Raw genomic sequence first — 21,395 nt, 5'->3', positions numbered from 1 at the left:
AGGGCGTTGCACCGATCTAAACTCTGCTATTTTCAAACAATCACAGACTCTTATTTACATCCGGAACACGCCAAAGCGGCTCTCTTCAATCGGTGCATTTAACGCTGCAGCGAGCGCCAGACCAACCGTCATCCGGGTTTGCGCCGGATCGATAATGCCATCATCCCACAGCCGCGCACTGGCATAATAAGGATGCCCCTGCTGCTCATACTGCGCAATAATCGGCTTTTTCAGCGCAGCTTCGGCTTCCGTTGATAAGGTTTCACCCTTACGTGCCAAACCGTCTTTCGTTACCTGCGCCATGACACCGGCAGCTTGCTCGCCACCCATCACGGAAATGCGCGCGTTGGGCCACATCCACATCATGGTTGGATCATAAGCGCGGCCGCACATGCCGTAGTTACCGGCGCCGTAGCTGCCGCCAATCAGTACGGTAAATTTCGGTACTTTGGCACAGCTTACTGCCATCACCATCTTGGCGCCGTGCTTGGCAATACCCTCGGCTTCATACTTTTTGCCGACCATAAAACCGGTGATATTTTGCAGGAACAACAGCGGGATCTTGCGCTGGGCACAGAGCTCGATAAAGTGCGCGCCTTTTTGCGCTGATTCTGAGAATAAAATCCCATTATTGGCGATAATGCCTACCGGATAGCCGAAGATGCGTGCAAAACCGCAGACCAGGGTCGCGCCATAATATTGCTTAAACTCATCAAAGTCTGAGCCATCGACAATCCGCGCTATCACTTCTTTAACATCAAACGGCTTACGCAAGTCGGTACCGACAATGCCGTACAGCTCTTTGGCATCGTACAGTGGTTCTGCTACCGGCTTCACGTCCAGCTGCGCTGGCGCAGGGCGGTTTAAGCGTGATACCGCATTGCGTGCCAGTTGCAGCGCGTGTTCGTCGTTTAGTGCGTAATGATCGGCGACGCCGGAAATTTTACAGTGCACATCGGCACCGCCCAGCTCTTCGGCGGAGACTTCTTCGCCCGTCGCGGCTTTAACCAGCGGTGGACCGGCCAGAAAGATGGTGCCTTGTTCTTTGACGATAATGCTTTCATCCGCCATCGCCGGCACATAGGCGCCGCCGGCGGTACAAAGGCCCATTACCACTGCAATTTGCGGGATGCCTTTGGCAGACATATTCGCCTGATTAAAGAAGATGCGGCCAAAGTGCAGCTTGTCCGGGAAGACTTCATCCTGCCGTGGCAGGTTGGCTCCGCCGGAGTCAACCAGATAGATACAGGGCAGGTGACAACGCTCAGCAATTTCCTGGGCCCGCAGGTGTTTTTTTACCGTCAGCGGATAATAGGTACCGCCTTTGACGGTGGCGTCATTGGCGACAATCATGCATTCGACGCCGCTGACGCGGCCGATGCCAGCGACGACACCGGCGGCAGGGACATAGTCGTCGTAGCATTCCCAGCCGGCAAACTGACCGATTTCCAAGAAAGGTGAGCCCGGATCCAGCAACTTTTGCACGCGGTCGCGGGCAAAGAGTTTGCCGCGCGCCACATGGCGGGCGATCAGGCTTTCGCCACCGCCCAGTTTAATCTGCTGCACCTTGCTTTGCAGATCATCGACCACCGCCTGCATCGCTGCCGCGTTTTTCTGAAACTCGTCGCTGCGCGGATTAATTTTACTGGTGATTTTTGCCATCTTAGTTCGACTCAGTAAACAGCTCACGGCCGATCAGCATGCGGCGGATTTCTGAGGTGCCGGCACCGATCTCGTATAACTTGGCATCACGTAGTAAGCGGCCTGTCGGGTATTCATTAATATAGCCATTACCGCCTAATAGCTGGATGGCATCCAGTGCCATCTGCGTTGCCAATTCAGCCGCATATAGAATCACACCAGCGGCATCTTTACGGGTGGTTTCGCCACGGTCACAGGCCTTAGCAACCATATAAACGTAAGAGCGGGCGGCATTCATTTTGGTGTACATATCGGCAACCTTGCCTTGTACCAGCTGGAATTCACCAATCGCCTGGCCGAACTGTTTGCGATCATGGATATAAGGCACGACCACATCCATACAGGCTTGCATTATGCCCAGTGGGCCTGCTGACAGTACCACGCGCTCGTAGTCCAGGCCGCTCATCAAAACGTGTACGCCGCGGCCAACCTGACCCAGTACGTTTTCTTCCGGTACTTCGCAATCTTCAAATACCAGTTCACAGGTGTTGGAGCCACGCATCCCCAGTTTGTCGAGCTTTTGCGCCTGCGAGAAACCTTTAAAGCCGCGCTCCACGATAAAGGCGGTAATGCCTTTGCTACCGGCGTTAACATCGGTTTTGGCGTAAATAACATAGGTGTGGGCATCCGGACCATTGGTGATCCACATCTTGTTGCCATTCAGAATATATTTATCGCCTTTTTTCTCGGCGCGCAGTTTCATGCTGACAACATCAGAGCCGGCATTCGGCTCACTCATCGCTAAGGCACCAATATGCTCACCAGAGCAGAGTTTCGGCAGGTATTTTTGTTTTTGTGCTTCAGTGCCGTTACGGAAGATCTGGTTTACGCACAGGTTGGAGTGCGCGCCGTAGGACAGTGCTACTGAGGCTGAAGCGCGGCTGATTTCTTCCATCGCAATCACGTGCTCTAAATAGCCCAGGCCTGAACCGCCGTATTGCTCATCGACGGTAATGCCCAATAAGCCTAAATCGCCGAATTTACGCCATAAGTCATTTGGGAACGCATTGTCATGGTCAATTTGTGCCGCACGCGGGGCAATTTCTTCGCGGGCAAAGCTGTTTACCTGCTCGCGGATCATATCTACAGTTTCGCCCAGGTCGAAATTCAGGCCTTTATATGTACTAATCATCTTATTCCCCGTTTGCGTTCTTTTGCTGTTTGGCTTCGGCCAGTGTTTCGCGGCAACGTTTTTCTACCGTCACCAGCTCCATCAGCACCACCTTGATATCGTCCAGCTGCTGCTGCAGCTCGGACTTTTTATGTTCAATTAACTTCAGCATGGTATTGAGCTGGGTCACGCTGCTCTTATCGGCATCGTACAGCTCAAATAACTGGCCGGTTTCGGACAGACTAAAGCCCAGACGTTTACCGCGCAGGATCAGTTTCAGCCGCACCCGATCGCGTTTGCTGTAAATGCGGGTTTGGCCGGCGCGGGTTGGCGATAACAGCCCCTGGTCCTCATAAAAGCGGATACTGCGGGTGGTGATATCAAACTCTTTTGCCAGTTCACTGATACTGTAGGTTTTTTCGTCTTTTTCTTTCATTGCAGGCCTTCCCGAAAAGTGCAGGCAACTATAAGTGAAGTTTACGTAAAGGTAAAGCTGTGGGCGCGCGAATTAAGGCCTGCAGGCGGACGAAACGGCAAAAATGTAAAGATAAAATGCCAAATAGCCAACACTTTTCGGGACGAAAATCGCCACTGCGTTTTCCGGCTACAACCATAGTGTTATGATGTTGACGTTGGCGTAAACGTAAATTTGGTGTAGGCTCTGTGCCAGAAAAAATGCCGTAACGGGAGAGAACCGCATGACTCAGCAGAATAGTATTGTGATTGTTGCCGCTAAGCGCACCGCCATGGGTGGCTTTATGGGCGGTCTGGCCGAGGTGGATGCAACCGTATTAGGTGCCACGGCAATTAAAGGTGCTTTAGCAGATGCCGGCATCGCGGCTGAGCAAGTCAGCGAAGTCATTATGGGTAACGTGCTGCCAGCCGGTTTAGGCCAGGCGCCAGCCCGTCAGGCAACCTTAAAAGCCGGGCTGCCACTGAGTGCCGGCGCCACTACTATTAATAAGGTATGCGGCTCCGGCTTAAAAGCGGTGATGTTGGCTGCTGACTTACTCAATGCCGGCAGTGCTGATGTTGTGGTTGCCGGTGGTATGGAGTCAATGAGCAATGCCCCGTATTTACTGGATAAAGCACGCAGCGGCTACCGCATGGGCCACGGCCAGATTAAAGATCATATGATGCTGGATGGGCTGGAAAATGCCTATGACGGCAAAGCCATGGGCTGTTTTGCCCAGGACACGGCGAACGAGAAAGGCATTAGCCGTGAGCAGATGGATGCCTATGCGGTGGAATCATTACGCCGTGCGCAGCACGCGATTAGCAGCGGTGCTTTCGCCGCTGAAATTACCCCGGTGGTGTTCCAAACCCGCAAAGGTGAAGTCAGCTTTAGTGTCGACGAACAGCCGGGTAATGCCAAACCAGAAAAGATCCCTTCGTTAAAACCGGCTTTTGCCAAAGACGGTACCATCACTGCCGCCAACTCCAGCTCGATTTCAGATGGTGCAGCGGCGCTGGTGTTAATGCGTGAAGCCGATGCCAAAGCGCAAGGCTTAAAGCCACTGGCGCGGGTCGTTGCTCATGCTACGCACTCGATGGAGCCGGCGCTGTTTACGGTAGCACCGGTCGGTGCCATGCAAAAAGTATTGGCCAAAGCCGGCTGGCAAACACAGCAGGTTGATCTGTGGGAAATTAATGAAGCCTTTGCCATGGTGACCATGCTGGCGATTAATGAGCTGGGCTTAGAGCACAGCAAGGTTAATGTCAATGGTGGCGCCTGTGCCCTTGGCCATCCGATTGGTGCCTCTGGTGCCCGGGTATTAGTGACCTTAATCCACGCCCTGAAACAGCGCGGTTTAAAAACCGGTGTTGCTTCACTGTGTATTGGCGGTGGTGAAGCGGTTGCGTTGGCAGTGGAAGCGCTGTAAGTCAAATTAGCTGTACCACTATAACAAAAAGCGGTTGGGGAGAAGCGCCGCAAATTGCCTGAATAATAATAGGTCAAAAGATCAGCCAGGCACGCTTAACAGGGTAGGAACCGGCCAACAACACAAACACTAAAGCGCCGGCCGCCCGTTTACTAATAGCAGTTAAAAATCAAAGAGATACTAAAATGACACAACAGGTTAAGCTTTTTATTGATGGTGAATTTGTGCACTCGAACAGTGACAAATTGATCCCGGTAACCAATCCGGCCACCCAGGAAGTGATTGCACAGGTACCTTGCGCCACTGCCGCCGAGATGCAGCAGGCGATTGACTCTGCGAAAGCCGCCTTTAAAACCTGGAAAGAAGTACCGGTATCTGAGCGCGCCCGTTTAATGATGCGTTACGCCCAGTTGTTAAAAGATCATCAGGGCGAAATCGCCGCCATTATCTGTGAAGAGCTGGGTAAAACCGTGGAAGATGCCAAGGGCGATGTCTGGCGTGGTATTGAAGTGGTGGAGCAGGCGGCGAATATTCCGTCGCTGATGATGGGCGAAACGGTGGAGAACGTCGCACGTAGCATTGATACCTACAGCTATATTCAGCCATTAGGTGTCTGTGCCGGTATAACGCCGTTTAACTTCCCGGCGATGATCCCACTGTGGATGTTCCCGATGGCGATTGCTTGCGGTAATACCTTTATTTTAAAACCGTCTGAACAGGATCCGATGACGGTAAACAAGCTGGCGGAACTGTTTGTCAAAGCCGGTGCCCCTAAGGGCGTATTACAAGTGGTGCACGGTGCCAAAGAGCAGGTCGAAACCATTTTGCATCACCCTGATATTAAAGCGATTTCATTTGTCGGTTCGGTCAATGTCGGCCAGTATATTTACAAAACCGGCACTGACAATTTAAAGCGCGTACAAGCCTTTGCCGGTGCGAAAAACCATATGGTGATTATGCCGGATGCGAATAAGCAGCAGGTGATTAATGCGCTGGTTGGTGCCTCTGTCGGCGCTGCCGGTCAGCGTTGTATGGCGATCTCTGTGGCGGTGTTTGTCGGTAGTGCAGCCGAGTGGATCCCGGAAGTGGCGGCGGCCATTGGTAAGGTTGGTCCGGGTCATTACAGCAATGACAAAGCGGCCTATGGCCCGCAAATCAGCCCGCAAGCAAAAGCCCGTATTCTGTCGTTAATTGCCCAGGGTAAAAAAGAAGGTGCAACCTGCCTGTTGGATGGCTCTGACTGTCAGGTTGATGGTTATCCAAATGGTAACTGGGTTGGCCCCACGGTGTTTAGCGATGTCACCACCGAGATGGAAATCTACAAACAAGAGATTTTTGGCCCGGTATTAACCACAATGACCGTCGCTAACCTGGATCAGGCTATTGAGCTGGTAAATAGCAGCCCGTACGGTAACGGTACCTCGATCTTCACCGCTAGCGGTGCCGCAGCCCGTAAGTATCAACATAATATCGAAGTGGGTCAGGTCGGTATCAATGTGCCGATCCCGGTGCCGCTGCCGTTCTTCTCGTTCACCGGTTGGAAAGGCTCTTTCTACGGTGATCAGCATGCCTACGGCAAGCAAGCCGTGCGGTTCTACACCGAAACCAAAACCATTACAGCGCGTTGGTTCGATGACGATATTCAGGTAAGTGGCCCGAATATGTCAATTAACCTGCGTTAACCGGTGACAGGAGCAGGCGTGGCGGCGTCTAAAGTAAAGACAAACTAAAAAAATTTTGCAGCTTTAGCGTCGCCCGTTTTGCCTTTTACTGTGCACTTTTACTGTAATTAATCTGGTAGTACAGGACAGTAACGATGAATTTCAATCTGACTGAAGATCAACAGGCCTTTGTTGAGGTCGCCCGCCAGTTCGCTGAGCAAGAGTTAGCGCCGCATGCGGCGACCTGGGATCGCGAACACCATTTTCCGAAAGACGTGCTGCATAAAGCCGGTGAGCTGGGCTTTTGCTCGCTTTATACGCCGGAAGAGTTTGGCGGTATGGGCTTATCCCGGCTGGATTCCTCCATTATTTTTGAACAGCTGGCGATGGGCTGTACTGCGACGACTGCGATGCTGACGATTCATAATATGGCCACCTGGATGATTGCCAGCTTCGGCACTGAGGCGGTTAAAGAAAGCTGGTTACCCAAGCTGGTTACCGGTGAGCAATTAGCGTCCTATTGTTTAACCGAACCGGGTTCAGGCTCAGATGCCGCCAGTTTACGCACCAGTGCCCGCAAAGACGGTGAGCACTATGTGTTAAACGGCTCAAAAATGTTTATCTCTGGCGCTGGTTCAACTGAAGTATTAGTCGTGATGGCACGGACCGGTGAAGCCGGCCCGAAAGGGATTTCTGCCTTTGTGGTACCTGCTGATGCGAAGGGCGTAATCTACGGCAAAGCCGAAGAAAAAATGGGCTGGAATGCGCAGCCGACCCGACTGGTGACCTTTGAAGATGTGCGTATTCATCAGTCAGCGCTGTTGGGCAGTGAAGGGCAAGGCTTTAGTTTTGCGATGAAAGGCTTAGACGGTGGCAGGATTAATATTGCTACCTGTTCTATTGGTACAGCGCAGCAAGCCCTGAATACCGCCCGTAACTATATGCTGGAGCGGCAGCAATTTGGTAAGCCGCTGGCGGCGTTCCAGGCACTGCAGTTTAAACTGGCGGATATGGCGACCGAACTGGTCGCTGCCCGTCAGTTAGTGCGCTTAGCTGCCTTTAAACTGGATACTCAGGATCCGGAAGCAACTGCCTATTGTGCGATGGCCAAGCGGTTTGCTACTGATGTCGGTTTTAGTGTTTGTGATCAGGCGCTGCAGCTGCACGGTGGTTATGGTTATATTAAAGAATATCCGCTGGAGCGGCACTTCCGTGATGTACGGGTACACCAGATCCTGGAAGGCACCAACGAAATCATGCGGCTGATTATTGGTCGTCGCCTGCTGGACGAAGCTGCCGGCGCTATCCTGTAATACAGTCAGGTTAAACTCGGGTAGGTTGTTGCAAAGCCTAGCCGTGGCCGTCACCACTTAGCCAGATGCTATGCGGTGACGGCAAGCGCTGCGCCTTACGCCTGCAGCCAAACAGAAGGACTCATCATGCTTGAACACTCTGTTGCTCCGGTGCTCTATCAGGAGCTGACCGCAGTTAATGGCAAAAAAATTGCCGTCGCTACCCTTAATTCTGAAAAATCCTTAAACGCGCTAAGCTTGCCGATGGTGGAGTCATTACTGCCACAGATGCTGCAATGGAAAGCCGATCCGCAAGTGGCGCTGGTAGTATTACAAGGCGCTGGCGATAAAGCCTTTTGTGCCGGCGGTGATATCCGCGATCTGTACCAGGCGATGAAAGATCAGCCTGGTACTTATCAGCCCTATGTCGAAGATTTTTTTACCAAAGAATACCGGCTGGATTATTTAATTCATACTTTTGACAAACCGGTACTGGTTTGGGGCAACGGTATTGTGATGGGCGGCGGGCTGGGCTTAATGGCCGGTGCCTCGCATCGCGTAGTCACAGCAACCAGCCGGATTGCCATGCCGGAGATGGCCATAGGCCTGTATCCGGATGTTGGTGCCAGCTGGTTTTTAAATCGTATGCCAGCGGGCTGCGGCCTGTTTTTAGGTTTAACCGGCGCCTCAATTAATGCTGCTGATGCGCGCTTTATTGGTTTGGCGGATGTCTTTATCTGCCATGAGCAAAAAGCCGAACTGCTGGACAAACTGTTGACGGTGAATTGGGGCAATACGGTGGCACTTAATCATCAGAAACTGTCTGATGTACTGCGTGCGCAGGAAGAAGGTTGTCGCACCCAGATGCCACTGAGTCAAATCCGGCTGCATCAGGATGCGATCAGCCGCTTACCCGGGCAAGCGGATCTGGCTGGAGTCATGGCAGCAATAGACGCTATGCAGGGTGAGGATAAATGGCTGCTAAAAGCCAAGGACTCACTGCGCTACGGTAGCCCAATCACGGCACATATTGTGTATCGCTTATTGCGACTGGGGCAAAGTTTAATTCTGGCCGACAGTTTCCGCTTGGAGCTTGGCTTAAGTGTGCAATGCGCCAAACTGGGCGAGTTTCAGGAAGGGGTGCGGGCGCTGCTGATTGATAAAGATTTACAACCCAAGTGGCAGTATCCGGATGTGAGCACTGTGCCGCAGGCGGTGATCGATGAGTTATTTCGCTCCCCCTGGCGCGCCGGGCAACATCCGCTGCAGGATTTAGGCAAGCTTGAAAACTAATTAATGGCGCTGGCCGCAAGGCGGTCAAACCTGATAACAAGGATAAGACAATGGCAAAAGTAGCTTTTATTGGTTTAGGTAATATGGGCGGCCCGATGGCGGTCAATCTGGTTAAAGCCGGTCATCAGGTTACGGCTTTTGACTTATCGGTCAATGCGTTGGCGCAGGTAAAAGCCGAAGGGGCAGCCGAGGCCAGCTCGGCAGCTGATGCCGTTGCCGGCGCTGACTTTGTGATTTCGATGCTGCCTGCGGCGAAACACGTACTGAGCTTATATCTGGGGGAGCAGGGCATTGCCACCCACATCGATAAAAAAGCGCTGGTAATTGATTGCTCGACTATCGATGCGGATAGTGCCCGTAAACTTGGTGCAGCTTTGGCTGAGCAAGGTCTGGCCTTTATTGATGCGCCGGTTTCCGGTGGTGTCGGCGGCGCTAAAGCCGGCACCTTAACTTTTATTGTCGGCGGCAGTGACGCGGACTTTGAGCGGGCGAAAACCGTACTTGGCAATATGGGGAAAAACCTGTTTCATGCCGGCGCGGTTGGCGCCGGGCAGGTCGCAAAAATTTGCAACAATATGCTGCTCAGTATCCTGATGGTCGGTACCTCAGAAGCGCTACAAATGGGGATTGATAACGGTCTGGATCCGAAGGTTTTGTCGGAGATTATGCTAAAAAGCTCGGGCCGTAACTGGACCCTGGAATTATATAACCCTTGCCCGGATGTGCTGCCAAATGTGCCGTCGTCCAATGGCTATCAGGGCGGCTTTATGGTCGACCTGATGGTCAAAGACTTAGGTCTGGCGCTGGAAGCGTCACTGCAAAGTGGCAGCAGTACGCCGCTGGGGGCTTTGGCGCGTAGCTTGTATGTGGCGCATCAGCGGGCCGGCAATGGTAAGCTGGATTTTTCCAGTATCTTCACCTCATTTAAGAAAATGGATGCTTAATTCGGTTCATTCTGAGAGAGCGGCTAACACTGCGTACATTTTTTGTCGGACACGCCGTGAACCCATCCATGGGGGCTCCTCTTTCGCATCCATGCGAAAGACGTTCCGCCAAAAAAGTACATCCGCGTTAGCCGCGTTAAGCGTCTGGCAAAGTCGCACTTAAAAAGCATATACCGCGTCGAAACAGATATTAAACAGGCAACGGATAATAGTATGATTTTAAAAGATAAAACAATAGTAATTACCGGTGGCGCCCAGGGCTTAGGCCTGGAAATGGCGCGGATGTGTGCTGCAGAGGGTGCCAAACTGGCGCTACTGGATATGAACCCGGAGCAGCTGGCAGCGGCGAAGGCGGAGCTATCAGCGCAAACCCAGGTGGCAGTCTACGTTGCTAACGTGGCGGATGAGGCGCAGGTCGAAGCCACTTTTGCGCAAATCGATGCCGACTTTAACGGTATTGATGGCCTGATTAACAACGCCGGTATTTTACGTGATGGCCTGCTGCTGAAAGTTAAAGACGGTGAACTGGTTGCCAAGATGCCATTACAACAGTTCCAATCGGTGATTGATGTTAACCTGACCGGGGTATTCCTGTGTGGCCGTGAAGCCGCTGCGCTAATGGTTAAACATGGTCGTAAGGGGGTTATTATCAATATGTCGAGCGTGGCCCGTGCCGGTAATATGGGGCAAACGAACTATGCTGCCTCTAAAGCCGGGGTCGTGGCGATGACGGTCACCTGGGCACGTGAATTGGGTCGTTATGGCATCCGCGTGGGCGCTATTGCCCCTGGCGTGATCCGCACCGCCATGACCGATGCCATGAAGCCGGAAGCGCGCGAGCGCCTGGAAAAAATGAAACCGGTTGGCCGTTTAGGTGAAGCTGCAGAGATTGCCCATACAGCTAAGTATATCTTTGAAAACGATTTCTTCACCGGTCGGGTGGTAGAAATTGACGGTGGTATCAGCTTCTAAGCTGTTGTTTTCTCTTTGCTCAAGAAAAGGCGCTGCGGCGCCTTTTTTAATTGCATTATTGAGTTGCAGTATTTATATTGAGATTTAACATTTTGTGGTGCAATAACGCATCACTTTTGCACCAGAGGCGCGCAATGACGAGACAGAGTGTAACACTTAGCCAAGCGAACGAGCAGTGGCTACAAGAAAAAGTGCAGAATGCTCATGAATACAACAGTAAAAGTGAGCTTATCAACGAGTTAATCCGCAACGCGAGGCGAGCTGATGCCATCAATCAAAAACTCGCGGCAGCAGAAGCGGCCGGCTTTACTGATAAAAGTGCGGAGCAAATACTTGCAGAGTTTAAAAAAAAGCTGCTGATTAATGACTGAGTCTTATCAATATCGCTTATCAGAATTAGCAGTAGCTGATTTAGAGCGGATCTATGCTTACGGGATTTGCAACTATGATGTTTCGCAAGCGGATCTTTATTATTATGAATTTTTTCAGATGTTTCAGAAAATAGCAGAAAATCCTTTTTTATTTCAAACGATTGATCACATAAGACCAGGATATAGACGCTGTCTTTGTGGTCGTGACCATATTTATTTTCGCATTAATGGGCAATTAATTGAAATTATGGCAATAATAGGTTCTCAATCATTAGAGTTATGGCTACCTTAACCGGCGTACGGAGTTTATATGCGAGCTATCTTTATAACCTTGTTATTATTAATGTCCTCTACTGCTTATGCTGATGATAGGGCCGAGCTGACTGCTTTACTGGCCGAGTTTTTGGATGGCGCGACTCGTAATGACCCTGCAGTACACGATAAGTATTGGGCGGAAGAACTCATTTATACCAGTTCGGCCGGGCGACGTTTTGGCAAAGCCGAGTTAATGCAAGGGGTTAATAGTCGTGGTGAGCTACCAGCGGCTGAGATTAACATGCGTTATAGCAGCGAAGATCTGCAGATCCTGCAATATGGCGATACTGCAGTGGTCGCTTTTACCCTGGTTGGCACCTCAGCACAGGAAACCCTACGTTTTTTAAATAGCGGCACCTTTGTCAAACGTAATGGTAAATGGCAGGCAGTAAACTGGCAGGCCACCCGTAAGCTGGATTAAATAAAGTTTTGCCAGGCGGCGATCTGAGGAAAAACTCTGAGCGTAAGCTAAGCTAGACTAACAAGCTGTCTAGCCAAGCAGGAGCTAATTATGCCTTATCATCGCGCAGAGCATCTTAATCATCAGGATGTACGGATTGACGAGCTGGTGGTGCATTCCTACGAAATGGGGGTCTATCTGGTCGAGGCAGACTACGATGGTCGTCGTGGTTTTTTGGTTAATGATGACAATCATCCACAGCGGTTTCAGAGTGTGGAGCAGGTTAAGCAATCGCTGAGTGATTGTACCGTGCGCCAGGCCTGGCTGGTGCATCAGTCGGCCTATGATGAGATGTGCGGTGGCCCGGAAAAGACTGACAACACTTTAAAAGTGCCGCTTTGGGTCTGAATCCAACACTAGCCCCCGGTTAGAAGTCCGAACTGGGGGTAAAATGTTGAATGTTGAATGTTGAATTTTAAGCGTTCAGTTAATTCAAATTGCTTGTGCCAGACGCTGCCACATTTTCTGGTTGCGTTGTTTTAACGTTGCGGCGCGATCCGCAACGACTGCTGACAGTGCATCTTTTTCGTGCAGTAGCTGTGCTAAAGCATCTAATAAGCTTTGCTCTGACAGTTCAGCAACACAAAAATCGCCCATGCCAAAATCACTCATCATCGCATGATATTTATGACTCCAGCTGGTAGCGATACAGGGGACACCCTGGCTTAGCGCATTGACCGCACCGTGAAAACGTGAACTGACCGCCAGCTCCGCCTTACCAATAAAGTATTTTACTGCCAGCGGGTCTTCGATTTGTACCAGGCCGCAGGGCGAACGGGCGGCGATTTCGGCGCACAGCTCAGCATCTTCCTTACCTTCGTGATTAACCAGCACCGGCTGAATGCCCAATGCCGTCAGATAATCGGCCGCAGCAGCGAAAGCCGCAACATAGTCGCTACGCATCGCTTCAGCATTGGCATGGTTAAACTTGGAGACGACCTTGGAATTTGGGATCAGCGCCGCGAAAGGCACATTCAGTTCCGGCACTTCGGCATTGGCTTCTGCGCTTAAACCGACGGTAAAGTCCGGGGTTAACACCACATGCTCTGGCAGGACATCGACACAGCTTTGTAAATGTTGTAGTGAGACCGGATCACGGACAAAAATCAGCCGTGCGTGCTGAATAATATCGCGCATTGCCGCTTTACTCTCCTTAGAGCTAAAGGGGCCAAAGGCTTGCGGCATAAAGACAAAGGGTTTGCCGGCTTTGCTAAAACGCACCACTTCTTTGGCGGTATTCTGCAAGAAGGTTAGCGGCCACTGGTCACCATAAGCAAAGCCACTGGCCTCCAGAATCAGATCGACATCGCGCTCGGTAACCATACCGTAACGTTTAAATAAACGTAGTAAAGGCCCGGGTAGCTTGCCCAGGGCACCGGTGAGATCCAGGCCTTTGCGCCGGAATGAGAGTTTTTGCCAGGCGCCATGGCGGGCGCGCTCCGGGTAAGGCAGATTCGGACCGGGAGACAGCACCAGCTCAAAGGATTTATTCAGTTTTTTCAGGCCTTGCAAACAGGCCAATAGCATCAGATAGGCGCCTTTGTTACGGAATTGCACGCCTTTAATTTCGACAAAATAGGGTTTAGTCATAAGATTTCCTTGATCAGGCTTTTACCCGCAGCAGTTGCCAGAACTGTTCGCGGGTGCGCTTGGCGAAAAATAAAAAGAAGAAAGAGGCATAGGCATAAGAAATCAGCGTCGCCCAGGCGGCACCGACGATGCCGTACTTAGGGATTAACCATAAATTCAGCCCGACATTTAAAAGTGCGCCCATACCATGGCTAAATAGCGATAGTGGCTCTTGTTCGGTGATCACCAGGTGCTGCCCAATCAGATAACGGACAAAGATAAAACAGCCGGACCAGATATGAATTTGTAATACGGTTACTGCGGCGCTAAAGGCTTCACCAAATAACAGCACCACTATCCAATCTGCTGTCAGGCTCATCGCTACCGCAATCGCCAGGGCGGCACTAAAAAACAGCAGCGCAAAACGGCGTAGCTTGATTAAATAACCGTCCCAGCTTTTTTCATAGGCTTTTAGCATATCCGGGTAATAGCGCACGGCCAGTGTGGCCGGAAACACATACCACAGCTCCGACAAACGGCTGGCCGCGGCATAGATACCGGCTTGCTCTGTACCGGCCATCGCACCCAGCATCACAATATCAATTTTCAGATAGATAACAGAGACAATGCCGGATAACCACAGCCAGGATGAGCGTTGCAATAACTGCTTGCCATAGGCCAGGCTAAAGTATTTCGGGTGATAGCCCGGCCAACGCTGTTGCTCTTCTTTAAAAGGCCGGTGTTTCTGGCGGTAGATCCAATACTGGGCCAGACCGACAATCAAAAACTCGCCGGCGTAAATCAGCAGTAAACTGGCAATGCCAAAACCCTGATATAACAGCAGCAGCTTTAAGCCAAAACTGACTAACGAGACAATCGATTTCACATAGGCTGGGGTACGAAAGGTGCCTTGATAATTGAGGTAAAACTCAAACAGCAAAAAGCCAAAAAAGGCCTGCAAAATAAATAACAGCGGGATGGTGTAACTGAGATGGCCACTAAACAACTCAGCATTCAGCAGGTAAAAGATGCCCAGCATTAGCGCACCACCGAGCAGACCCAGGCCAAGTCGGATACTGACTGCGGTATACAGCATGGTCATCGCCTGCGTGCCATGGTCGAGTTTGACCATTTGCCGCACGACCAGATTATTTAGCCCCATGCTGGTTAGCGGCACTAAAAAGGCACTCCAGGCCATCACGATAGAGTAAATACCCAGCTCACTGGCACCCAGCATGCGGGCGACAAAGATCGTCAACACCGCACCGGCACTCAGTTTAACCAGCTTATCGCCCAACATCGCCGTAGCACGGGCCATTAAGATTTTCTTCAGTAGCTTCAACGCCGAACTCCCTGTAAGCGCCGGCGCAGTGCCGATAATATCCGCCAGATATTTTGTAGTAACTGAATATATCCGGCAAAAACCAGGATAAACAGCAGCAGCATAATCCCTTCTGGCACCAGCAGATACTCACCAATAATGCCGATACAGGCGAAGATACAAGCCAAAGCGGTAATCAGCGTTAACGATTCGCGGGAATTTAGCCCCAGGCGCAGCGAGATATGGTGTAAGTGTTCGCGGTCGGCCTGAAACGGTGACTGGCCTTTGCGGATCCGCCGCACCATAATGGCGACCATATCCATCAGGGGTATGGCAATCAGCCACAGCGCAGTAACGGGCCGGAAACTGGCACTCTCGCTTTGGGTCCCGACGATCAGCAGCCAAATGACAGAAAAACCAATTAACATACTACCGGCGTCACCCATAAAGATTTTTTTGCCCGGCACCAACTGTAGATTGAACGCCAGATACGGCAGCATGGCGCAAATTAATACCATGGGCAGCAGCGCATGTTCAATCTGGCCCCACAGCAACATAAAGCCGGCAATGGCAACAAAACTGACCAGACTGAGCATGCCGGCTAAGCCATCAATACCATCCGTCATATTAAAGGCGTTAATGGCGGCAATTACTGCAATCAGCGTGACAGGAACACCGAGGAAACCAAGCCGGACATCACCAAAACCAAATAAATTCCCCAGATTGGCCAGATGTAAGTCTAATGCGAACACCATACCAGCACTGATTGCCAGTTGTACCGCCAGTCGCAGCTTTACACTCAGATCGAGAAAATCATCGAAAGCACCCAGAATGACCAGCGCACCGGCCAATGTTAGGTAGTAAGGTAATTGCAAACCCTCAACCGAAAACAAGATAAAACCAATCAGGATACCGCTGTATACCGACAAGCCGCCGATTAACGGAATGGCGCCCTGATGCTGTTTACGGCCACGCGGGATGTCAACCAGCCCGATCCGTTGTGACAGTGGGTAATAACCTAAAATTGCGAGCAGACAACCACAAAAAGCGGTTATCATAAGTAAGAGCTGCGCTGTCATAGTAGTTTCATTTTTATCATTTTTTGTTCAGCCGGCCGTCAGCTGATACTTGTTGTAATAATACTGCTAAGTCTACCAAGAAACGATGGTAGTACCATGATTAGCAAAAATAAAAATTTGTCGGGCCTGCCAAGGCCTGGTATTTAAATGGAGTAGCTAAGCCAGTGTCAGAGGCCGACGTCAAATTATTGGTTATTACCAACATGGGGCCTAAACCCTCATCGCCATTCCAGGGGCAGTTTGTGCAGGCCCAGGTAACTGAGCTTCAGGCTCAGCACCAGCCCACTGACTATCATTATATGCGCTGGCACCGTGACTCCTGGCTGAACAGGCTTTTGAAATATCCGGTGTTTTTGCTGGATTTCTGCTGGCGGTTTTTATTCAGCACTAAGCGTTACGATATTCTGCATGTGCATTTTTTTTACCCCACCATATGGCTGGCACTGCTTTACCGTTTGGTACGTTATCGCCGGGTAAAAATCGTGGTAACTTGTCACGGCTCGGATATCTATCATTATCAGCCACCGGCCCGGCTGTATCGGTGGTGTGCAAAACAGGTGGATAGCTGGGTTTTTAGTAGTCAGGCGCTGGCGCAGAAATTTTTTATGCGGCCACAAAAGGCACAGGTATTAGCAGCAGGTATCCATCGTCGTTATGCCGGGGCTAATTGTGTAAGTCGTGCAGATAAAGACATAGATTTGCTCTATGTCGGCACACTGGACAAAAATAAAGGCATGGATCGTTTAATCGCGTTACTGCCAGCCTTACAACAGTATAAAGTGGTGATTGCAGGTGCCGGTCCCTGGCGTTCAGCGCTTGAGCAAGCGATCGAGTCACACCCGAACGTCCGGTTACTGGGTTCGCAAAGTGGCAGGGAGTTACTGTGCTTGTACCAACGAGCGCGCTGTTTTATCAGTTTGTCACGTAATGAGTCCTTCGGCCTGGTGATGGCTGAAGCGATGGCCTGTTATACCCCAGTGGTAGCAACCGAAACCGATGGCGCGAAAGCACAAATCCGGGCTGGTATCACCGGTTACTGTGTACCGCAACGTGTTGAAGCTGAGTGTATAATCGAATTACAGCAAGCCGTTGAGAGGTTATTCGCACTGGATGAAGCCGCATATAAACAGCTTCAGCAGCATTGCCGGATCCAGGCAGAGCAGATTCTTCTACCGGTGATTGTTAAGAAACTACGGGAACATTATCAGGAACTTATGCTATGACAACAGCTTCTGAAGCGGTAATTGCAGAAGTAAAAATAGGTCCGGTACAGGTATCTGCCTTTACCGATATGGCGCAATTACTGTCTTACATTATTCGCGACGATGCCAGTGTTTATGCGGGCTCGGCGATTGCGATAAATCCGGAAAAAATTCTGACCGCGATGGAAAACCCGCAGGTATTAGCAGTCATTGAGCAGGCCGATCTGCGTTATGCTGATGGCATCGGCGTAGTTAAAGTAATGCAACAGCGGCTCGGCCGCAAAGTTGAGCGTATTCCGGGGTGTGAGCTGTGGCAGGCGTTGATGGCGCGGGCGGCAGAGTATCAGGTACCGGTGTATCTGGTGGGTGCAAAACCCGCCGTGCTGGCACAAACCCGCGATAAATTATTGCAAATGGGCGCAAAGGTGGTCGGTGCGACTGATGGCTACTTTAAAGATGAAGCCCAGTTGTTACAGGCGATTAGAGACAGTGGCGCCCGCTTTGTCAGCGTGGCGATGGGCTCGCCAAAACAGGAACTCTTGATCCAGCGTATGCGCGCGGTGCACCCAGATTGTTTCTATATGGGAGTGGGCGGCACCTACGATGTGTTCACCGGTAATGTTAAACGGGCACCTGAGCTTTGGTGTAAGCTTAATCTGGAATGGGCATACCGTTTATTAGCGCAGCCAAGCCGCATTGGCCGGCAGTTAAGGTTGTTCAGATACCTGTGGTGGGTGCTGATTGGAAAAATTTAAGGAGCCGGCGGTGAGTGAGTTGCCATTAATCAGTGTCTATATGCCTACCTATAACCGGGCTGAGATGGCGTGCCGGGCTATCGACTCGGTACTGGCGCAGGATTATCCGAACTTTGAGCTGATCGTGGTGGATGATGCTTCCAAAGATCATACTTTTGAGCATCTGAGTAGCCGTTATGCCAACGAGCCACGGATCAGGATTTTACGGCAAGAGCAGGGGCAGGGCGCTTGTGCCGCCCGCAACCGGGCTATTGCCGAAGCATACGGTGAGTTTGTCACCGGCCTGGATGATGATGATGAGTTTTTGCCACAGCGTCTCAGTAGCCTTTACGCCGCCTATGATGATCAATTTAGCATGGTCTGCAGTGCCTACATCTGGGATTACGGTACCTTTAGCAAAACCTTGTTTGCCAAAGAAGCCATTATCAGTCTTAGTGAATTACTGGATTTGCATACATTGTCAAATCAGGCGTTGGTAAAACGGGAGCGGATGCTGGCGCTGGGTGGTTTTGATACCAGCCTGGCAGCGTTTCAGGATTACGATATGTGGGTGCGGGTGGTCGCTGCCTATGGCCCGGCTAAGCGGATCGCGGACGCCAGTTATAAAGTCAATGTTGGCCACGAGCTCGGCAGGATCACTGACTCACCAAAGCGGATGGATGCCCATCAGCAATTTGTCGCCAAGCATCGGCCACAGATGAGTGAGCGTAATTTACAGAATCAGATGTTTTATCGCTTAACGATGCAAAAGAAACCGCTGGCATTTTCTGAGTTATTGAGTCTTTGCCGGTATGGTTTATTAAACCTGAAGTGGCGTTATTATTTAAAACATAAACTGTCCTGGTTTAGTGCGCTGCGATTACGCTTAATGAACAAGGGGCTGCGGGGCCTGCTGAAAAAATGAATTGGCATAGCCGCTTGCCATTACCTGCTGCCAACCTGCTTGATCGGACTGTTTTGCTACTGGCAACGCTCTTTGTGGCGATTGACTGGCTCAATGGCTTGCTGCGTCACCTGCTGCCACAGCCGTTACCGTTGTCGGCACCAGTCAAGGCGGTACTGTTAGCACTCCTGCTTTGGCGGGGCTGGCAACTATGCCGGCGTGAAGTACAACTGCCGCTGTTGTTAATGTTGTTGATGCTACCAGGGCCGCTATATATCAAATGGCTGACCGGACATCCTTATCTGGTTGCCGATTTGCAACTGATCGCTAAAGCCGGCGCCATGCTGCTAGCCTTTGCCTATTTCAGCGTGCAGGCGCAGCAGCGTGGAGCGGACTTTCTGCGCTGGGTCGATTTTCTGATGTTAGGGGCTTTTGCGCTGTTGCTGGTCAATGCTGCGCTTGGTCTGGCCGGCTATGGTGGTACCGCCTATCAACCGATGGATGAAGTGAGTCAGAAGTTTCTCGGTGTAAAAGGCTTTTTTATCTCAACTAATGAGTTATCGGCGCTACTGTTGGTATTAAGCGGCTGGTTATTTTGTCGTAGTTGGCAACTTTGCCGCTGGGCGTATCCGCTATTAGGGATGGCGGCGATCTTTATCGCCGCCTTACTACTGACCAAAACCGGCTTATTTGGCATTTTACTGCTACTGGCTGGTATTCCGTTGTTATTGTTGCGTGGCGAGCAGTGGCGTGCAGCCAAAATATACCTGTTAGGGATACTGGGTATTCTGCTGGTGCTGACAGTGGTATTACTGCTCAACTGGCGCCAGCTGCTGCAGGTGATTGGCTTGTATGATAAGTTAATGTTTGCTTATGAGCAGCGCGGGCTTGCCGGTATTCTGTTATCGTCGCGGGATTTCTATCTGCAGCGCAATTTTACCCTGGTAGCAGAACAATATCCGCATTGGCTGCAACTTTTTGGCGTCGGCCAGGGGGGCGTTAAATTGTGGCTGAAAAAGTACTTTATCGAATTAGACTTTTTTGACTTGTTGCTGTTCTATGGTTTAGCTGGCGCTATGCTGTTTGCGCTGAGTTTTGTCCGGCTGTTTAAAGCCTTATTTAGCCGCTTAACGCAAAGCCCCCTGGTTAAGCCGTTGCTGTTGCTGAATGTGATTTTATTTACGGTGGCAATGTTGGCCGGTCATGTGCTGACTTCGGGGATGTTGTGGTTACCCTGGGCCTTGGTTAATGCAGCTATCTTTGTCGATTGGCCACAGCGTCAGTCTGAGCAAGCGGTGCCGCTGGAGCATGCCTGATGAAAGATTTACTTGAGCCTTTTCTTTATCCGCATAATCTTCTGCTGTATGCATTATTGCTGGCTTGTATTTGCTATCGCAAAAAAGGGTTGTGGTTGATTTTTGTCTGTTATTATCTTGTTGGCAATACCTATCTCGCTAATCAGGCACGGCTCTGGTATCAGCAAGGTATAGCGGCGCCTAAGCAAGCGGCAAGCCTGTATGTGGTGCTGGGCTGTGGTGGCTCTGCCAAGCACTTACCCGCCTGTGCTGCTGCCCGGATTCAGCAATTAAAGCAAGAGTTTACACCTGGCCAGCTCCCCGCGGTGATCCTGACTACCCGCTATTGTCAGCCTTATCTGGATTATTTGCAGCAGCAACTGCCGCAGGTCGTCGCTGATTGCTTTGATGCTGGCGATAACACCTATCAGGAGTTTGCCAATTTAGTGCCCAGATTGGCGCAACAACGGCAAATCCGCTTTATTACCAGTGATTTTCATAGCTGGCGTGTCAGCCGTTTGATCAACGAATATCAGTTGGATGCCAGTATTGGTGCTGCTAGTACCCAAACACTGCGGCCGGTGAATTGCAGTCTGAATTGTTTTTTCACGGTGAATCTGTCTAATCTGGACTTTTACAGCAAATTGATTGCCGAATTCAGCAGTTACGCGGTCTATAAGCTGGGCGGACGCAAGCTCACTGGCGCCTGATATAGCGCCAACTTAGCAGGGCCAGCAGTACGCCACTGACAGCACCGTAAAGATGAGCATCAATCGCCACCTCGGCCGCAATTTGGGCACTGAGTTCGGGATCCGGACCTTGCCATTGTTCAGCGCCGACTTTGATGGCAACGCCAATTAAGATTAGCGCACCTGAACGGTAGCCCTGGCGCAGATCTGCTGTAGCGCCGTAGCAAAGTAAGCCGTGTAAAATTCCGGACAATCCGACATAAATTTCTATGTCTGGAGCCAGCCAGAGCAGCGCCAGGCCAGTACTGAGCGACAGCAGCAAAACCTGCCAACCCACAGCCAGCCGGCCAGCCAGTTTGCCGTGCAATAACATCAATACTACTAAACCCAGCAAGTTCATGAGTAAATGCAACAGATTACTGTGCAGCAGATGGCCGCTTAACAGCCGCCAGAGCTCACCGTGCTGGATAGCGTCGGCTTGATATTCCAGCAGTTGTTGCCATGTTGCCGGTAAAACATACAGTGCTGTACTTAAGGTCAACAGCAGAAGATAGGGTAGATAAGACTTTAGCGTAGTTGATAACATTGGGCGGTTGAAT

22 protein-coding genes are annotated in these 21,395 nt (G+C 50.9%); 15 read left to right on the top strand and 7 right to left on the bottom strand.

Annotated elements, in window-relative coordinates:
- Positions 1-54: 54 nt before the first annotated feature.
- The 3 genes from AAY72_RS13185 to AAY72_RS13175 are packed head-to-tail and all read right to left on the bottom strand — an operon-like array spanning position 55 to position 3,248.
- Entirely contained in the window at positions 55-1,662 is a 1,608-nt protein-coding gene (locus AAY72_RS13185; RefSeq protein WP_057788064.1) for a carboxyl transferase domain-containing protein, read from the bottom strand.
- A 1-nt stretch (position 1,663) separates the two neighbouring features.
- Positions 1,664-2,833 (bottom strand): isovaleryl-CoA dehydrogenase, encoded by a 1,170-nt coding sequence (locus AAY72_RS13180; protein WP_057788062.1) that lies wholly within the window; start codon positions 2,831-2,833, stop codon positions 1,664-1,666.
- A gap of 1 nt (position 2,834) precedes the next feature.
- Positions 2,835-3,248 (bottom strand): MerR family DNA-binding transcriptional regulator, encoded by a 414-nt coding sequence (locus tag AAY72_RS13175; protein ID WP_008983789.1) that lies wholly within the window; start codon positions 3,246-3,248, stop codon positions 2,835-2,837.
- A gap of 262 nt (positions 3,249-3,510) precedes the next feature.
- Here AAY72_RS13175 and AAY72_RS13170 point away from each other — a divergent pair, with 262 nt between their 5' ends.
- The 10 genes from AAY72_RS13170 (at position 3,511) to AAY72_RS13125 (ending at position 12,351) form a co-directional block, all read left to right on the top strand.
- Positions 3,511-4,695 carry an acetyl-CoA C-acyltransferase gene (locus AAY72_RS13170; RefSeq protein ID WP_057788060.1) on the top strand — a complete coding sequence of 395 codons (1,185 nt, stop codon included), beginning with the start codon at positions 3,511-3,513 and terminating at the stop codon, positions 4,693-4,695.
- A 185-nt stretch (positions 4,696-4,880) separates the two neighbouring features.
- A complete protein-coding gene (locus AAY72_RS13165) occupies positions 4,881-6,377 on the top strand; it encodes a CoA-acylating methylmalonate-semialdehyde dehydrogenase (protein WP_057788058.1) in 1,497 nt (498 codons plus the stop codon).
- A gap of 134 nt (positions 6,378-6,511) precedes the next feature.
- A complete protein-coding gene (locus AAY72_RS13160) occupies positions 6,512-7,669 on the top strand; it encodes an acyl-CoA dehydrogenase family protein (protein ID WP_057788056.1) in 1,158 nt (385 codons plus the stop codon).
- Between the two features lie 126 nt (positions 7,670-7,795).
- Positions 7,796-8,941: an enoyl-CoA hydratase/isomerase family protein gene (locus AAY72_RS13155; RefSeq protein WP_057788054.1), complete on the top strand. Its 1,146-nt coding sequence runs from the start codon at positions 7,796-7,798 to the stop codon at positions 8,939-8,941.
- A gap of 50 nt (positions 8,942-8,991) precedes the next feature.
- Positions 8,992-9,885, top strand: coding sequence for a 3-hydroxyisobutyrate dehydrogenase (gene mmsB / locus AAY72_RS13150; RefSeq protein WP_057788052.1), 894 nt, complete (start codon positions 8,992-8,994; stop codon positions 9,883-9,885).
- A 213-nt stretch (positions 9,886-10,098) separates the two neighbouring features.
- Positions 10,099-10,857, top strand: a complete 759-nt coding sequence (locus tag AAY72_RS13145) for an SDR family oxidoreductase (RefSeq protein ID WP_057788050.1) — start codon at positions 10,099-10,101, stop codon at positions 10,855-10,857.
- A 134-nt stretch (positions 10,858-10,991) separates the two neighbouring features.
- Positions 10,992-11,228, top strand: coding sequence for a hypothetical protein (locus AAY72_RS13140; RefSeq protein WP_057788048.1), 237 nt, complete (start codon positions 10,992-10,994; stop codon positions 11,226-11,228).
- Positions 11,221-11,520, top strand: coding sequence for a type II toxin-antitoxin system RelE/ParE family toxin (locus AAY72_RS13135; protein ID WP_057788046.1), 300 nt, complete (start codon positions 11,221-11,223; stop codon positions 11,518-11,520). Before AAY72_RS13140 ends, AAY72_RS13135 begins: the two co-directional genes overlap by 8 nt.
- Before the next feature lie 18 nt (positions 11,521-11,538).
- Positions 11,539-11,964, top strand: a complete 426-nt coding sequence (locus AAY72_RS13130; protein WP_057788044.1) for a nuclear transport factor 2 family protein — start codon at positions 11,539-11,541, stop codon at positions 11,962-11,964.
- A gap of 90 nt (positions 11,965-12,054) precedes the next feature.
- Positions 12,055-12,351 carry a DUF6482 family protein gene (locus tag AAY72_RS13125; protein WP_008608154.1) on the top strand — a complete coding sequence of 99 codons (297 nt, stop codon included), beginning with the start codon at positions 12,055-12,057 and terminating at the stop codon, positions 12,349-12,351.
- Between the two features lie 84 nt (positions 12,352-12,435).
- Here AAY72_RS13125 and AAY72_RS13120 read toward each other — a convergent pair whose 3' ends face one another.
- Genes AAY72_RS13120 through wecA form a run of 3 tightly spaced genes read right to left on the bottom strand, consistent with a single transcriptional unit; the run spans position 12,436 to position 15,951 of the window.
- Positions 12,436-13,593: a polysaccharide pyruvyl transferase family protein gene (locus AAY72_RS13120; protein ID WP_057788042.1), complete on the bottom strand. Its 1,158-nt coding sequence runs from the start codon at positions 13,591-13,593 to the stop codon at positions 12,436-12,438.
- Positions 13,594-13,606: 13 nt separating this feature from the next.
- Entirely contained in the window at positions 13,607-14,914 is a 1,308-nt protein-coding gene (locus AAY72_RS13115) for a flippase (protein WP_057788040.1), read from the bottom strand.
- The gene (wecA, locus tag AAY72_RS13110) at positions 14,911-15,951 is read right to left on the bottom strand and encodes a UDP-N-acetylglucosamine--undecaprenyl-phosphate N-acetylglucosaminephosphotransferase (RefSeq protein ID WP_057788084.1); all 1,041 of its coding nucleotides are present in this window, start codon (positions 15,949-15,951) and stop codon (positions 14,911-14,913) included. The genes AAY72_RS13115 and wecA overlap by 4 nt, the downstream gene beginning before the upstream one ends.
- Positions 15,952-16,136: 185 nt before the next feature.
- On the opposite strand from wecA, the gene AAY72_RS13105 reads away from it, so the two are divergent.
- From AAY72_RS13105 to AAY72_RS13085, 5 genes are read left to right on the top strand one after another with little or no spacing between them, the layout of a single operon-like run.
- Positions 16,137-17,195 carry a glycosyltransferase family 4 protein gene (locus AAY72_RS13105; RefSeq protein ID WP_231728970.1) on the top strand — a complete coding sequence of 353 codons (1,059 nt, stop codon included), beginning with the start codon at positions 16,137-16,139 and terminating at the stop codon, positions 17,193-17,195.
- Positions 17,192-17,929 carry a WecB/TagA/CpsF family glycosyltransferase gene (locus AAY72_RS13100; protein ID WP_057788038.1) on the top strand — a complete coding sequence of 246 codons (738 nt, stop codon included), beginning with the start codon at positions 17,192-17,194 and terminating at the stop codon, positions 17,927-17,929. The genes AAY72_RS13105 and AAY72_RS13100 overlap by 4 nt, the downstream gene beginning before the upstream one ends.
- A 10-nt stretch (positions 17,930-17,939) precedes the next feature.
- On the top strand, positions 17,940-18,833 hold the full coding sequence (locus tag AAY72_RS13095) for a glycosyltransferase (protein ID WP_057788080.1): 894 nt from the start codon (positions 17,940-17,942) through the stop codon (positions 18,831-18,833).
- Positions 18,830-20,128, top strand: a complete 1,299-nt coding sequence (locus tag AAY72_RS13090) for an O-antigen ligase family protein (RefSeq protein ID WP_057788037.1) — start codon at positions 18,830-18,832, stop codon at positions 20,126-20,128. Before AAY72_RS13095 ends, AAY72_RS13090 begins: the two co-directional genes overlap by 4 nt.
- Positions 20,128-20,817 (top strand): hypothetical protein, encoded by a 690-nt coding sequence (locus tag AAY72_RS13085; protein ID WP_008983772.1) that lies wholly within the window; start codon positions 20,128-20,130, stop codon positions 20,815-20,817. Before AAY72_RS13090 ends, AAY72_RS13085 begins: the two co-directional genes overlap by 1 nt.
- Here AAY72_RS13085 and rrtA read toward each other — a convergent pair.
- A complete protein-coding gene (gene rrtA, locus AAY72_RS13080) occupies positions 20,804-21,382 on the bottom strand; it encodes a rhombosortase (protein ID WP_057788035.1) in 579 nt (192 codons plus the stop codon). The genes AAY72_RS13085 and rrtA overlap by 14 nt on opposite strands.
- Positions 21,383-21,395: the final 13 nt, after the last annotated feature.

The sequence above is a fragment of the Alishewanella sp. WH16-1 genome (genome assembly GCF_001441695.1).
Taxonomy (GTDB): Bacteria; Pseudomonadota; Gammaproteobacteria; order Enterobacterales; family Alteromonadaceae; genus Alishewanella; species Alishewanella agri.
The sequence above is the reverse complement of the archived record's forward strand: the minus strand, read 5'-3'. Positions and strand labels throughout refer to the sequence as shown.

Bases quoted from the DNA above. Each gene is read 5' to 3' on its own strand.
- AAY72_RS13185 (WP_057788064.1), bottom strand. From the start codon at position 1,662: ATGGCAAAAATCACCAGTAAAATTAATCCGCGCAGCGACGAGTTTCAG.
- AAY72_RS13180 (WP_057788062.1), bottom strand. From the start codon at position 2,833: ATGATTAGTACATATAAAGGCCTGAATTTCGACCTGGGCGAAACTGTA.
- AAY72_RS13175 (WP_008983789.1), bottom strand. From the start codon at position 3,248: ATGAAAGAAAAAGACGAAAAAACCTACAGTATCAGTGAACTGGCAAAA.
- AAY72_RS13170 (WP_057788060.1), top strand. From the start codon at position 3,511: ATGACTCAGCAGAATAGTATTGTGATTGTTGCCGCTAAGCGCACCGCC.
- AAY72_RS13165 (WP_057788058.1), top strand. From the start codon at position 4,881: ATGACACAACAGGTTAAGCTTTTTATTGATGGTGAATTTGTGCACTCG.
- AAY72_RS13160 (WP_057788056.1), top strand. From the start codon at position 6,512: ATGAATTTCAATCTGACTGAAGATCAACAGGCCTTTGTTGAGGTCGCC.
- AAY72_RS13155 (WP_057788054.1), top strand. From the start codon at position 7,796: ATGCTTGAACACTCTGTTGCTCCGGTGCTCTATCAGGAGCTGACCGCA.
- mmsB (WP_057788052.1), top strand. From the start codon at position 8,992: ATGGCAAAAGTAGCTTTTATTGGTTTAGGTAATATGGGCGGCCCGATG.
- AAY72_RS13145 (WP_057788050.1), top strand. From the start codon at position 10,099: ATGATTTTAAAAGATAAAACAATAGTAATTACCGGTGGCGCCCAGGGC.
- AAY72_RS13140 (WP_057788048.1), top strand. From the start codon at position 10,992: ATGACGAGACAGAGTGTAACACTTAGCCAAGCGAACGAGCAGTGGCTA.
- AAY72_RS13135 (WP_057788046.1), top strand. From the start codon at position 11,221: ATGACTGAGTCTTATCAATATCGCTTATCAGAATTAGCAGTAGCTGAT.
- AAY72_RS13130 (WP_057788044.1), top strand. From the start codon at position 11,539: ATGCGAGCTATCTTTATAACCTTGTTATTATTAATGTCCTCTACTGCT.
- AAY72_RS13125 (WP_008608154.1), top strand. From the start codon at position 12,055: ATGCCTTATCATCGCGCAGAGCATCTTAATCATCAGGATGTACGGATT.
- AAY72_RS13120 (WP_057788042.1), bottom strand. From the start codon at position 13,593: ATGACTAAACCCTATTTTGTCGAAATTAAAGGCGTGCAATTCCGTAAC.
- wecA (WP_057788084.1), bottom strand. From the start codon at position 15,951: ATGATAACCGCTTTTTGTGGTTGTCTGCTCGCAATTTTAGGTTATTAC.
- AAY72_RS13100 (WP_057788038.1), top strand. From the start codon at position 17,192: ATGACAACAGCTTCTGAAGCGGTAATTGCAGAAGTAAAAATAGGTCCG.
- AAY72_RS13090 (WP_057788037.1), top strand. From the start codon at position 18,830: ATGAATTGGCATAGCCGCTTGCCATTACCTGCTGCCAACCTGCTTGAT.
- AAY72_RS13085 (WP_008983772.1), top strand. From the start codon at position 20,128: ATGAAAGATTTACTTGAGCCTTTTCTTTATCCGCATAATCTTCTGCTG.
- rrtA (WP_057788035.1), bottom strand. From the start codon at position 21,382: ATGTTATCAACTACGCTAAAGTCTTATCTACCCTATCTTCTGCTGTTG.